The organism is Mesorhizobium sp. B2-4-7, from assembly GCF_006442685.1.
Classification (GTDB): Bacteria; Pseudomonadota; Alphaproteobacteria; order Rhizobiales; family Rhizobiaceae; genus Mesorhizobium.
The window spans coordinates 61,682-73,550 of sequence record NZ_VFVH01000002.1 but is presented as its reverse complement, the minus strand read 5'-3'; the positions used below and the strand labels follow the sequence as shown (position 1 = coordinate 73,550).

Here is an 11,869-nt window from a genome sequence, read left to right as displayed (position 1 = left end):
TCGGGAAATTTCGCGGGAGAAATGTATGAGCGACTGGGTCGAGGCCTGTGCCGTGGGAGACATCGACGAAGAAGATGTGATGCGGCTCGATCACGGCGGCCGCAGCTACGCCATCTATCGCAGCCCCGATGACGAGTATTTCGCCACCGACGGCCTTTGTACGCACGAAAAGGTGCATCTCGCCGACGGGCTCGTCATGGACGACATCATCGAATGCCCCAAGCACAATGGCCGCTTCAACTACAAGACAGGCCAGGCCAAGGGTGCGCCGGCCTGCGTCAACCTCAGGACCTATCCGGTCAAGGTCGAGGCCGGCAGCGTCCTCGTCCAGATCGGATGACCGGTATGACGCGCGGAATGGTCATCATCGGCGCCGGGGAATGCGGCGGCCGGGCAGCGCTTACATTGCGTGACCTCGGCTATGAGGGACCAGTGACGCTGGTCGGCGACGAGCCGCATCTGCCCTATGAACGGCCGCCTCTGTCCAAGGACGCCATGGCCGGCGGCGCGCCCGAGATCAAGGCGATCGCCAGCGACGAGATCCTCGCCGAAAAGTCGATCCGGCATATCCATTCCATTCAGGCTGCAGCGATCGATCGCGCCGCGTATACTGTGCGCCTGTCGGACGGTTCGGTCCTGCCCTATGACAAGCTGCTGCTGGCGACGGGCTCGACGCCGCGCAAACTGCCGATGCCCGGCCTTGGCGGGCGCTGCGTCTACCTCAGGACCTTCGCCGATGCGCTGGCTATCCGCGCCCATCTCAAGGCGGGTAACCGCATTGCCGTCATCGGCGGCGGCTTCATCGGGCTCGAGCTCGCCGCGGTGGCCCGCAAGCTCGGTGCCGCGGTCACCGTCATCGAGGCGCAGCCGCGCATCCTGATGCGCGGCGTACCGGCCGAGATCGCCAAGGTCGTCCATGACACCCACGTCGCCGAAGGCGTCGACATAGCGTGCGGCGAAGGCATTGCCTTGATCGCCGACGACGGCAGGCAGGTGCGCATCGCGCTTGCCGGCGGCCGCGAAATCCTCGCCGATCTCACCATCATCGGCATCGGCGCCGTGCCGGTGACGGCTCTTGCCGCCGAAGCGGGACTGGCCATCGACAACGGCATATCAGTCGACGCCGAACTGCGCAGCAGCGACCCCGACATCTTCGCTGCCGGCGATTGCTGTTCGTTCCCGCTTGCCGTCTATGGCGGCCGTCGCGTGCGGCTGGAGGCCTGGCGCAACGCCCAGGAACAAGGCGCGCTGGCGGCAAAAAACATGCTCGGCGCCGGCGAAGCACATGCGGCGGTGCCGTGGTTCTGGTCGGATCAATACGGCCTGTCCCTGCAGATCGCGGGGCTTTCCGACGAAGGCCGCAGCACGGTGCGCCGCGATCTCGGCGATCACGCCTTCATCCTCTTTCATCTTGCCGAGGACGGCAGGCTGGTGGCCGCCAGCGGCATCGGGCCGGGCAATGCGGTCGCCCGCGATATCAGGCTGGCGGAGATGCTGATCGGCAAACGGGCGAGGCCGGCGCCGGAAGCGCTCGGTTCGCAGGCGGTGAAATTGAAGTCGCTGCTGGCGGCGTAGGATGCAACGCCAATTGTCAGGGTCTGCGGCGCAGGCGTTGGCAAATTAACGTCAGCGCGCCTGAGCTCCCTAAAACAGCGCCTTCAGCTCCGGTAGTTTGTCATTGACCAGCCAGCCGTAATAATTCTCCTCCGGCAGCTTCACCGGCTCGCCGGCGGCGCTGCGCTTCTCGTTCTCCGCCTTCAGCGCATAGGCGCGCTGCTCGGGATTGCCGACATTGTAGAGCGTGGCGGTCAGGCCCGGATTGCTCGAAATGTCGAAGCCGGCGATGCTCTTGTAGGCGTCGATCGATTTCCGGATCGTCGCGGCGACGTAGGGCAGCGTCAGGTCGGGATCCATGATGGTCTTGTAGACCGCATTGGGATCGCCGACGTCGAGCTTGGGCAGGCCGGAAACCTTGTGCACGAGATCGCTCATCTGGAGCGCGGTCAGCGGATTGAGCTGGCCGAGACCAAAGGTCTGGCCGGCATAGTAGGGCTGGAAGAAAGTGGCGCCGAAACGGTCGTTGGGGAAATCCTCGCCGCCCACCGTCTTTCCGCGAAACGAACGGTTCCACACCTGCTCGCGGCATTCCCATAAATCGTAACTGTCGGACATTCCGGCGCATTTCCTGAATTCCGGCCGCTGCACGAAATCCGTGATGCCCTCGCCGTCATAGGCGAAGGACAGTTTGCTGGAGAGATAGGAGATCGCCTTGACGTAGTAGGTCTGCAGCCGGTCGTAGGCGTCGACATTGTAGGTGTGCTCGCCGACGATGGCGCCGACAATGTGCATTGGATCGATGCCGTAGACGCTTGCCGCCTTCTTGATCTTGCCGCGCAGGTCGGCGTCGTTCTGCAGCAGCGCATAGACCTTGCGGTATTTTGCCTGGAACGTGGTGTTGGTGGCCTGCGTGCGCCGGCTCGAGGCTCCCGGAATGCTGGGCTGCTCGGCATTGCGGTTTCCCGGCGGCACCAGGGTTGCCGCGTCGGCGCCGAACAGCGTTGCCGCCAGCGTCAAGCCGAGAATGACTGGGATGAGTTTTTTCATGCGCCCCGCCGCCTAGAGAATTGCCGCGCAAACTAGGTAAAGCTCCTGGTCGAGTCGAGAGCGGCCCTGCGCTCGGCAGAACGAAAGGTGGCCGAATGATACCATCCGGCCACACATGATCCATTCGCCCGACAGGCGCCGGAACGATCCGGCGCGCGCCTGCTCAAAGAATGAAGCGCGACAGATCGGTGTTCCTCGACAAGTCGCCGACATGTTTCTCCACATAGGCGGCGTCGATGGTCACCGCAGTGCCGTTGCGGTCCGGCGCGTCGTAGGAGATCTCGTCCAGCACGCGCTCCATCACCGTCTGCAAACGCCTCGCGCCGATGTTCTCGACGCTGGCGTTGAGGTCGACGGCGATGCCGGCGAGCGAATCGATGGCGTCGTCGGTGAAGGTCAGGTCGACGCCTTCGGTCTTCATCAGCGCGATATACTGCTTGATGAGGCTCGCTTCCGTCTCGGTCAGGATACGAACGAAGTCCTCCTTTTCCAGGGCGCGCAATTCGACGCGGATAGGCAGGCGGCCCTGCAGCTCTGGCAAAAGGTCGGACGGCTTCGAGACGTGGAACGCACCCGATGCGATGAACAGGATGTGATCGGTCTTCAACGGCCCATATTTGGTCGCCACCGTGGTGCCTTCGACCAGCGGCAGCAAGTCGCGCTGCACGCCTTCGCGCGAAGGGCCGCCGGAGATGTCCGACCGGGCCGCAATCTTGTCGATCTCGTCGAGGAAGACGATGCCGTCATTTTCCGCGGCGTCCAGCGCCCGGCGAACCACCTCGTCCTGGTCGAGCAGCTTGTCGGACTCGTCGTTGACCAGCAGGTCGTAGGATTCCTTCACCGTCGTCTTGCGCAATTTGGTCTTCTTGCCGCCCATTGCCTTGGACAGCATGTCGTTGATATTGAGCACGCCGATATTGGCGCCCGGCATGCCGGGAATCTCGAAGCCGGGCATGCCGCCATTGCCGGTGTCGGCCACTTCGATCTCGATCTCCTTGTCGTCGAGTTCGCCCTCGCGCAGCTTCTTGCGGAAAGAATCGCGCGTCGCAGGGCTGGCAGTCTTGCCGACCAGCGCCTCCAGCACGCGTTCCTCGGCGTTGACATGGGCGCGCGCCTTGACGTCCTCACGCATCTTCTCGCGCACCAGGCCGATGGCGACCTCGACGAGGTCGCGCACGATCTGCTCGACATCGCGGCCGACATAGCCGACCTCGGTGAATTTGGTTGCCTCGACCTTGACGAAGGGCGCACCGGCCAGCCGCGCCAGGCGGCGCGAGATTTCGGTCTTGCCGACGCCGGTCGGCCCGATCATGAGGATGTTCTTCGGCATCACCTCTTCGCGCATCTGGCCTTCCAGCTGCTGGCGGCGCCAGCGGTTGCGCAAGGCGATGGCCACGGCACGCTTGGCGTCTTTCTGGCCAATGATGAAGCGGTCGAGTTCCGAAACGATTTCGCGGGGAGAAAATGTGCTCATATCACTAAATTCCACTTTGCCACTGCTTGATGGCCTCGAACGGATGCAGCAGCATGATCACGTTGAGTGTCAGATTGTCCCGGATAAGGTAGCCCGTACCCAGTTCGAAAAGGATGGCGAGGCTGACGATCACCCATATAGGTAGCCTTCGCGCCATCACAAATCCCAGCACCATGGCCAGCGTGTCCGACACCGAATTGATGATGCTGTCGCCGTAATAGTCGAGCGAGATGGTGCCGGCGCGGTAGCGCTCTATGATGAACGGGCTGTTCTCGATCAGCTCCCAGCCGCCTTCTATGAAGACGGCGAAAGCCAGCCGCAAGCCGACCGGCGAACGCGGAAACAGGAACCTAGCCAGCGCATAGAACAGGAAGCCGTGGATGATATGCGAGAACGTGTACCAGTCCGATATATGCTGGGAATTTTCGGAACTGTTCACCACGCCGTGCCAGAGCTTGACATAGCCACAGGTGCAGATCGGCGGATGCCCCATGCCATAGAGGGCTCCAGCCTGGAAGATGATCAGGGCGAGCACGAGCAGAAGCCCCATCCGCCAGCTGTCTTCATAGGCCGAGAGCGCTCTGTCCTCGCCAACTGCGTTCATCCGTCAGTTCCCCGCTTCCGTGTCGCCCGCTTGCCTCTCGTGCGCATCGATTGCCATCAGCAAGACGTCGCCATATCTGGATTGCCGGCGATCAATTGCGCGGAATCCCGCCTTTTCATAGGCGCGGATGGCGCGTCCATTGGATGGGTCGGGATCGATGATGACGCGCGGCACGCCTTCCTCGAATAACTGCTCGACGAACTGGCGCACCATCGCCGAGCCATGGCCGATGCCGACCAGTTCCGGCCGGCCGATCGACAGGTCGATGCCGAGCGTCCCGAACGGCTGGTCGGCATAAGGGTGGTCTTCTTCCAGGTGTGGATCGTAGCTTTGCAGGTAAGCGATCGGCGTGCCGTCGAGTTCCACGATCAGCGGTTCGACGGAAATCGAATCGATATGATCGCGAATCTCGGCGATTTCCGTCTCTGGATCGTCCCACCACTGAGCGACATGCGGTTCGGCGAGCCAGCCGGCGATCATCGGCAGGTCCTTCTGGGTCACCGGCCGAAAATCGTAGCTATGTTCGTGTCTTTCCATGATCTTCTCCGAAGCCGGCCTCCATTTTTCGCTTGCGCGGTCTTTCGGATCGGGATCATGGACGCCGGCCTGTTTCAGGCGGCATCGAGTGTTTCGACGACGAAATTGTTGTTGGTGTAGACGCAGATGTCGGAGGCGATCTGCATCGCCTTGCGCGCGATCTCCTCGGCATCCTTGTCGCTGTCCATCAAGGCGCGGGCCGCAGCCAGCGCATAGTTGCCGCCTGAACCGATGGCCATGACGCCATGCTCGGGCTCGAGCACGTCGCCGGTGCCGGTCAGCGCCAGCGAGACCGACTTGTCGGCCACCAGCATCATCGCTTCCAGCCGGCGCAGATAGCGGTCGGTGCGCCAGTCCTTGGCGAGTTCGACACAGGCGCGCGTCAACTGGTCGGGATATTGTTCGAGCTTGGCTTCGAGCCGCTCCAGAAGCGTGAAGGCGTCCGCCGTGGCACCGGCGAAACCGGCGATCACGTTGCCATCCTTGCCGATGCGGCGCACCTTTCTCGCGTTGCCCTTCATGATGGTCTGGCCAAGGCTGACCTGGCCATCGCCGGCGATCACCACCTTGTTGCCCTTGCGCACCGTCACGATAGTCGTGGCGTGCATGGTCAGTTCATTGGACATTTGCTGCTCCGATTCGCGCCATCCCTCAAAAGGCGATTGGCGCGGTACGAGTGACTTTGATCAGCCCATATGTATGCATGGGGGCGGTGATTGCAAACGCTCGATACCGGCCTGGATCGCAACTGGCAATCGCCGGATCATGCTGCTAGAAGGCTTTCGTTTTCAAGCAGGCGAACGCCTGAAGCGCTTAAACTCACGGACAAGGACAAGGCCATGTCGCCCCGTTCCGCCGAAATCAGCCGCAAGACCAGGGAAACCGACATTGCCGTGTCGGTCCATGTCGACGGCTCCGGCAAATCGGACATCGTGACCGGCGTCGGCTTCTTCGATCATATGCTCGACCAGCTTTCGCGCCATTCGCTGATCGACATGACCGTTCGGGCCAAGGGCGACCTGCACATAGACGACCACCACACGGTCGAGGACACCGGCATCGCGCTCGGCCAGGCGCTGGCCAAGGCGCTGGGCGAGCGGCGCGGCATCATGCGCTATGCCTCGATCGATCTTGCCATGGACGAGACGCTGACGCGCGCGGCGATCGATGTCTCCGGCCGTCCCTTCCTGGTGTGGAACGTTTCGTTTTCCTCGCCCAAGATCGGCACCTTCGACACCGAGCTGGTGCGCGAATTCTTCCAGGCGCTGGCACAGAACGCCGGCATCACGTTGCATGTCACCAATCACTATGGCGCCAACAACCACCACATCGCCGAAACCTGCTTCAAGGCGGTGGCGCGTGCGCTGCGGACAGCACTGGAGCGCGATCCGCGCCAGCCGGACGCGGTTCCCTCCACCAAGGGATCGTTGAAGGGATAGGTCATGGCCAGCTATGTCGTGATGGAACCGCCGGGCCCTGGCGAAAAGGCCGATGCGACGGCGCTTGTCCGCGACGGCTTCACCTGGCTCGGCCTGCTGGTGCCGCCGCTGTGGTTCGCCTGGCATCGGCTGTGGATCGAAGCGGCACTCACCTTCATTGTCATGGCGGTGCTTTCGATGCTTGGCGAAAGGCTCGGTCTCGGGTTGGCCGGTTCGCTGCTGTCCCTGCTTGTCTCGCTCTATGTCGGCTTGGAAGGGCAGGCGCTGCGCATCGCGGCGCTCCGCCGCCGCGGCTGGCGCGAATGCGGGGTGGTCGAAGCCGGTTGGCTCGACGATGCCGATGCGCGCTTTGCCCTGGAGGCCGAGCGGCATGCGGATGAAGCCGAGCCTGCGCCGCGCATGGTGCCGGACGCCGCCCTGGCGCGCCCGGCGCAGCCGGGCATGGCGCTTGGGCTGACCCACATTCCGGGAAGGCGCTGACATGCGCGTTGCGATCATCGATTACGGCTCGGGCAATTTGCGCTCGGCCACCAAAGCCTTCGAGCGCGCGGCGCGCGAGGCGGGCATCGCCGCCGGCATCGACCTGACCGCCGACGCCGAGCGGGTGCGCACGGCCGACCGCATCGTGCTGCCCGGCGTCGGCGCCTATGCCGATTGCGCGGCCGGCCTGCGTGCCGTCCCCGGCATGTGGGAAGCTGTCGAGGAAGTCGCCATCGCCAAGGGGCGTCCTTTCCTCGGCATCTGCGTCGGCATGCAGCTGATGTCGCAGCGCGGCCTCGAAAAGACGATCACCGATGGCTTTGGCTGGATATCAGGTGACGTGAAGGAGATCACGCCGGCCGATCCGGCACTGAAGATCCCGCAGATCGGCTGGAACACGATCGAGCTGATGCGCAAGCATCCGCTGTTCTCCGGCGTTCCAACCGGGCCAACCGGCCTGCACGCCTATTTCGTCCATTCCTATCATCTCGATGCGCGCAAGCCCGACGAGGTGCTGGCGATCGCCGACTATGGCGGCCCGGTAACGGCGACCGTCGCCCGCGACAATCTCGTCGGCACGCAGTTCCACCCAGAGAAGAGCCAGGCGCTGGGCCTCGCCCTGATCACCAATTTCCTGCGCTGGAGGCCTTGAGGAGCCATGAGCAAGAAGGGCTATTGGATGGCGATGATCGATGTTCGCGATCCCGATCTGTACAAGCGGTATATCGAGGCGAATGCCGTTGCCTTCGCCAAGTACGGCGCGAAATTCGTCGTGCGGGCGGGACGCCACGAGAGCCCGGAAGGGCCAACCGGCAACCGCCACGTCCTGGTCGAGTTCGAATCCTACGCCAAGGCCGTCGAATGCTATCATTCGCCGGAATATCAGCAGGCCTCTAAATTCCGGCTTGCCGCCTCGACCGGCCATTTTGTCATTGTCGAAGGCGCCTGAGAAAATGATCCTGTTTCCGGCAATCGACCTCAAGGACGGCCAGTGCGTGCGCCTCAGGCACGGCGACATGGCGACCGCGACCATCTACAACGACGACCCGGCCGCCCAGGCAAAGGCATTTGAAGAGCAGGGCTTCGAATGGCTGCATGTCGTCGACCTCAATGGCGCCTTCCAGGGTCAGAGCGTCAACAGCGCCGCGGTCGGCGCCATCCTCAAGGCGACCAAGAACCCGGTGCAGCTCGGCGGCGGCATCCGCACGCTCGAGCAGATCGAGGATTGGCTCGACCGCGGGCTTGCCCGTGTCATTCTCGGCACCGTGGCCGTGCGCGATCCGGACCTGGTCAGGCAGGCTTGCAAGGCCTTTCCGGGCAAGGTCGCCGTCGGCATCGACGCCAAGGGCGGCAAGGTGGCGGTCGAGGGCTGGGCCGAAGCGTCGAGCCTCGGCGTCGTTGAGCTAGCCAGGAAATTCGAAGGCGCCGGCGTCGCCGCCATCATCTACACCGACATCGACCGCGATGGCGTGCTGACCGGCATCAACTGGGATTCCACGATCAGCCTCGCCGATGCCGTGTCGATCCCCGTCATCGCGTCGGGCGGCCTCGCCTCGATCGCCGACATCGTGCGCATGACCATGCCCGACGCGCAAAAGCTCGAAGGGGCGATCTCCGGCCGTGCGCTTTACGACGGCCGTATCGACCCGGCCGAAGCATTGGCGATCCTGAAAGGCGCGCCCCCGGTGGAGATGCGATCTTGAAAGTCTCGATCATCCTGGCCTCCTATGACAGCGGCCATTATCATGGCGGCATGGGGCAGGGGCCGGACGCGCTGATTGCGGGCGGACTGGTCGAAGCCCTGACCATGGCCGGCCACGATGTCGCGGTCGAGGACATCGGCAAGGTCGGCGATGCCCAGGAGCGTGAGATCGCCACCGGTTTCGCTGTCTGCAATGCCGTTTCGGGCGAGGTCCGCATTGCCCGCGACAGGGGACGCTTTCCCATCGTGCTGGCCGGAAACTGCCTGACATCAGCCGGCGCGGTCGCCGGCGAAGGCGCCGACGCGATCATCTGGGCCGACCAGCACGGCGACCTCAACACGCCCGACACATCCATATACGGGTTTCTCGACGGCATGGCGCTGGCCACCGTGCTTGGCCTGTGCTGGCGCCCGATGGCGGCGGCCATTCCCGGCTTCCAGCCGATCGATCCGTCGCGCTGCGTGCTCGTCAACGCCCGCGATCTCGACCCGGACGAGAAACAGCTTCTGGAGGCATTGCCGGTGATCCGCACGGAATGTCCGGGAGCGGCAGCGGCAACCGAAAAACTCAAGGTCGCCGGCGCTAAACGCGTGCACTTGCATCTCGATCTCGACGTGCACGACCCTGAGGCGCTGCAGGCCAACCGCTATGTAGCGCCGGGCGGGCCGAACCCGGAACAATTGCGCGACGCGACCTGCGCTATGGCGCTTGCGGTGCCGATCGTCGGCATCACCGTTTCCGCCTACGATCCGGCTTTCGATGCGCAGGCCGATGTGCCGCCGCTGGTCGGGCAGCTGCTCAACGATCTCATAGCCACGATAGAAGGCCGCTGATGCTGAAAGCCCGCGTCATCCCCTGTCTCGACGTCAAGGGCGGCCGCGTCGTCAAGGGCGTCAACTTCGTCGATCTCGTCGATGCCGGCGACCCGGTCGAGGCCGCCAAGGCCTATGACGCGGCCGGCGCCGACGAGCTTTGCTTCCTCGACATCACCGCGTCATCGGACAATCGCGAGACCATCTTCGATGTCGTCGCCCGCACGGCCGAGCAATGCTTCATGCCGCTCACCGTCGGCGGCGGCGTACGCCAGGTCGCCGATATCAGGAAATTGCTCCTGGCCGGCGCCGACAAGGTGTCGATCAACACGGCGGCGGTCAAGAACCCGGATTTCGTCGCCGAGGCCGCCGACAAGTTCGGCAACCAGTGCATCGTTGTCGCCATCGACGCCAAGAAAGTGTCGGGCGCCGGCGAGGCCGACCGCTGGGAGATCTTCACCCACGGCGGACGGGAAAAAACCGGCATGGATGCGATCGAATTCGCCCGGAAAATGGTCGATCGCGGTGCCGGCGAGATCCTGTTGACCTCGATGGACCGCGACGGCACCAAGGCCGGTTACGACATCGCGCTGACCCGCGCGGTATCGGACGCGGTGCGCGCCCCGGTGATCGCTTCGGGCGGTGTCGGCACGCTCGACCATATGGTCGAAGGCATTCGCGACGGTCATGCAGGTGCCGTGCTGGCGGCCTCCATCTTCCATTTCGGTACCTATACGATCGCCGCGGCCAAGGCCCATATGGCGCAAGCCGGCCTGCCGATGCGGCTGGACTCCTCGGGCGATCGGCCCTAGAGGCTTGCGGCTAAGAAACAGGGCCAAGGCGCCATGACTGAGTTTTCACTCTCCGACCTGGAGACAATCATCAGCGAACGCGCCCATTCCGGCGATCCGGACTCGTGGACCGCCAAGCTTTACGCGCGCGGCATCGAGAAGGCGGCGCAGAAGCTCGGCGAAGAGGCGGTCGAGACGGTGATTGCCGCCATCAAGGGCGACAAACAGGCGCTCGTTTCGGAAAGTGCCGATCTTATATATCATTGGCTCGTCGTTCTCGGCATTTCGGGTGTGCCGTTGGACGACGTGCTTAGGGAGCTCGAAAGCCGCACCGGGCGTTCGGGTATCGCCGAGAAGGCGTCACGGTCCAAGCGCTGACCGCGAGGAGGGCAGGAATCTCGATGGATCAGCTCGCACCGACCGAGAAATATTCCCCTTTTCGTTTCTTCTCGGCCGAGCAATGGTCGCAATTCCGCGCCGACACGCCGCTGACGCTGAGCGAGGATGAATTCCGCCGCCTGCGGTCGCTGAACGATCCAATCGATCTCGAAGAGGTCAAGCGCATCTATCTGTCGCTGTCGCGGCTTCTGTCGGCGCATGTCGAGGCCAGCCAACTGCTGTTCCGGCAGCGCCAGGCTTTCTTCAACGCCTCGGACGTGGTCAAGACGCCCTTCATCATCGGCATCGCCGGTTCGGTCGCGGTCGGCAAATCGACCACGGCGCGCGTGCTGAAGGAGCTGCTCGCGCGCTGGCCGTCCAGCCCCAAGGTCGATCTCATCACCACCGACGGTTTCCTGTTGCCCAACGAGGTGCTGCGCCGCGAAAACCTGATGGAGCGCAAGGGCTTTCCCGACAGCTACGACGTCGGCGCGCTGCTGCGCTTCCTCTCGGGCATCAAGTCGGCGCTGCCAGATATCCGCGCGCCGGTCTATTCGCACCTCACCTATGACGTCATCCCCGGCGAGTTCGTCACCATCGACCGGCCCGACATCCTGATCTTCGAGGGCATCAATGTGCTGCAGCCGGGCAAGCTGCCGCAGGACGGCAAGATCGTGCCTTTCCTGTCCGACTTCTTCGACTTCGCCATCTACATCGATGCCGACGAGAAGCTGATCCACGAATGGTACATTTCCCGCTTCATGCGGCTGCGCGAGACCGCTTTCCGCAATCCGGAATCGTTCTTCCATCGCTATTCGCAACTGTCGGAGGATTCGGCACGGGCGATTGCCGAAGGCCTGTGGACCAACATCAACCTGAAGAACCTGCGCGAAAACATCCTGCCGACACGCGCCCGCGCCGACTTGATCCTACGCAAAGGCGCCGACCACCTGGTCGAGGAAGTGGCGCTGCGCAAGCTTTAGCTGGCGCGATTAACGGCACTTTAGGCTATCCGAGCTAGTTTCCGATGCAATCTTAATGGGATCG

16 protein-coding genes are annotated in these 11,869 nt (G+C 63.4%); 11 read left to right on the top strand and 5 right to left on the bottom strand.

Annotated features, from left to right (window positions below):
• Window positions 1-25: 25 nt before the first annotated feature.
• The gene (locus FJ946_RS06980) at window positions 26-340 is read left to right on the top strand and encodes a MocE family 2Fe-2S type ferredoxin (RefSeq protein WP_140563537.1); all 315 of its coding nucleotides are present in this window, start codon (window positions 26-28) and stop codon (window positions 338-340) included.
• Window positions 337-1,575: an FAD-dependent oxidoreductase gene (locus FJ946_RS06975; protein WP_181167587.1), complete on the top strand. Its 1,239-nt coding sequence runs from the start codon at window positions 337-339 to the stop codon at window positions 1,573-1,575. The genes FJ946_RS06980 and FJ946_RS06975 overlap by 4 nt, the downstream gene beginning before the upstream one ends.
• Before the next feature lie 69 nt (window positions 1,576-1,644).
• On the opposite strand, the gene FJ946_RS06970 is transcribed toward FJ946_RS06975, so the two are convergent.
• The 5 genes from FJ946_RS06970 to hslV form a co-directional block, all read right to left on the bottom strand.
• On the bottom strand, window positions 1,645-2,604 hold the full coding sequence (locus FJ946_RS06970; RefSeq protein ID WP_140524122.1) for a DUF1402 family protein: 960 nt from the start codon (window positions 2,602-2,604) through the stop codon (window positions 1,645-1,647).
• A 163-nt stretch (window positions 2,605-2,767) separates the two neighbouring features.
• A complete protein-coding gene (gene hslU / locus FJ946_RS06965) occupies window positions 2,768-4,078 on the bottom strand; it encodes an ATP-dependent protease ATPase subunit HslU (RefSeq protein WP_140517738.1) in 1,311 nt (436 codons plus the stop codon).
• Between the two features lie 4 nt (window positions 4,079-4,082).
• Window positions 4,083-4,682 (bottom strand): DUF2585 domain-containing protein, encoded by a 600-nt coding sequence (locus FJ946_RS06960; RefSeq protein ID WP_140563533.1) that lies wholly within the window; start codon window positions 4,680-4,682, stop codon window positions 4,083-4,085.
• 3 nt (window positions 4,683-4,685) lie between these two features.
• On the bottom strand, window positions 4,686-5,219 hold the full coding sequence (locus tag FJ946_RS06955; RefSeq protein WP_140524120.1) for a GNAT family N-acetyltransferase: 534 nt from the start codon (window positions 5,217-5,219) through the stop codon (window positions 4,686-4,688).
• A gap of 74 nt (window positions 5,220-5,293) precedes the next feature.
• Entirely contained in the window at window positions 5,294-5,845 is a 552-nt protein-coding gene (hslV, locus tag FJ946_RS06950) for an ATP-dependent protease subunit HslV (RefSeq protein WP_140563531.1), read from the bottom strand.
• Window positions 5,846-6,058: 213 nt separating this feature from the next.
• Here hslV and hisB point away from each other — a divergent pair, with 213 nt between their 5' ends.
• From hisB to coaA, 9 genes are read left to right on the top strand one after another with little or no spacing between them, the layout of a single operon-like run.
• Entirely contained in the window at window positions 6,059-6,658 is a 600-nt protein-coding gene (hisB, locus tag FJ946_RS06945) for an imidazoleglycerol-phosphate dehydratase HisB (RefSeq protein ID WP_140491213.1), read from the top strand.
• Window positions 6,659-6,661: 3 nt separating this feature from the next.
• A complete protein-coding gene (locus FJ946_RS06940; RefSeq protein ID WP_140563529.1) occupies window positions 6,662-7,138 on the top strand; it encodes a DUF2628 domain-containing protein in 477 nt (158 codons plus the stop codon).
• A 1-nt stretch (window position 7,139) separates the two neighbouring features.
• Window positions 7,140-7,790, top strand: coding sequence for an imidazole glycerol phosphate synthase subunit HisH (gene hisH / locus FJ946_RS06935; protein ID WP_140491209.1), 651 nt, complete (start codon window positions 7,140-7,142; stop codon window positions 7,788-7,790).
• A 6-nt stretch (window positions 7,791-7,796) separates the two neighbouring features.
• Window positions 7,797-8,087, top strand: coding sequence for a DUF1330 domain-containing protein (locus FJ946_RS06930; protein ID WP_140491206.1), 291 nt, complete (start codon window positions 7,797-7,799; stop codon window positions 8,085-8,087).
• A gap of 4 nt (window positions 8,088-8,091) precedes the next feature.
• A complete protein-coding gene (gene hisA / locus FJ946_RS06925) occupies window positions 8,092-8,841 on the top strand; it encodes a 1-(5-phosphoribosyl)-5-[(5-phosphoribosylamino)methylideneamino]imidazole-4-carboxamide isomerase (protein WP_140491204.1) in 750 nt (249 codons plus the stop codon).
• On the top strand, window positions 8,838-9,674 hold the full coding sequence (locus FJ946_RS06920) for an arginase family protein (RefSeq protein WP_140563527.1): 837 nt from the start codon (window positions 8,838-8,840) through the stop codon (window positions 9,672-9,674). Before hisA ends, FJ946_RS06920 begins: the two co-directional genes overlap by 4 nt.
• A complete protein-coding gene (gene hisF / locus FJ946_RS06915; protein ID WP_181167605.1) occupies window positions 9,671-10,465 on the top strand; it encodes an imidazole glycerol phosphate synthase subunit HisF in 795 nt (264 codons plus the stop codon). Before FJ946_RS06920 ends, hisF begins: the two co-directional genes overlap by 4 nt.
• Window positions 10,466-10,498: 33 nt before the next feature.
• On the top strand, window positions 10,499-10,822 hold the full coding sequence (locus tag FJ946_RS06910; protein ID WP_140524106.1) for a phosphoribosyl-ATP diphosphatase: 324 nt from the start codon (window positions 10,499-10,501) through the stop codon (window positions 10,820-10,822).
• Between the two features lie 23 nt (window positions 10,823-10,845).
• On the top strand, window positions 10,846-11,805 hold the full coding sequence (coaA, locus tag FJ946_RS06905) for a type I pantothenate kinase (RefSeq protein WP_140491197.1): 960 nt from the start codon (window positions 10,846-10,848) through the stop codon (window positions 11,803-11,805).
• Window positions 11,806-11,869 lie beyond the last annotated feature (64 nt).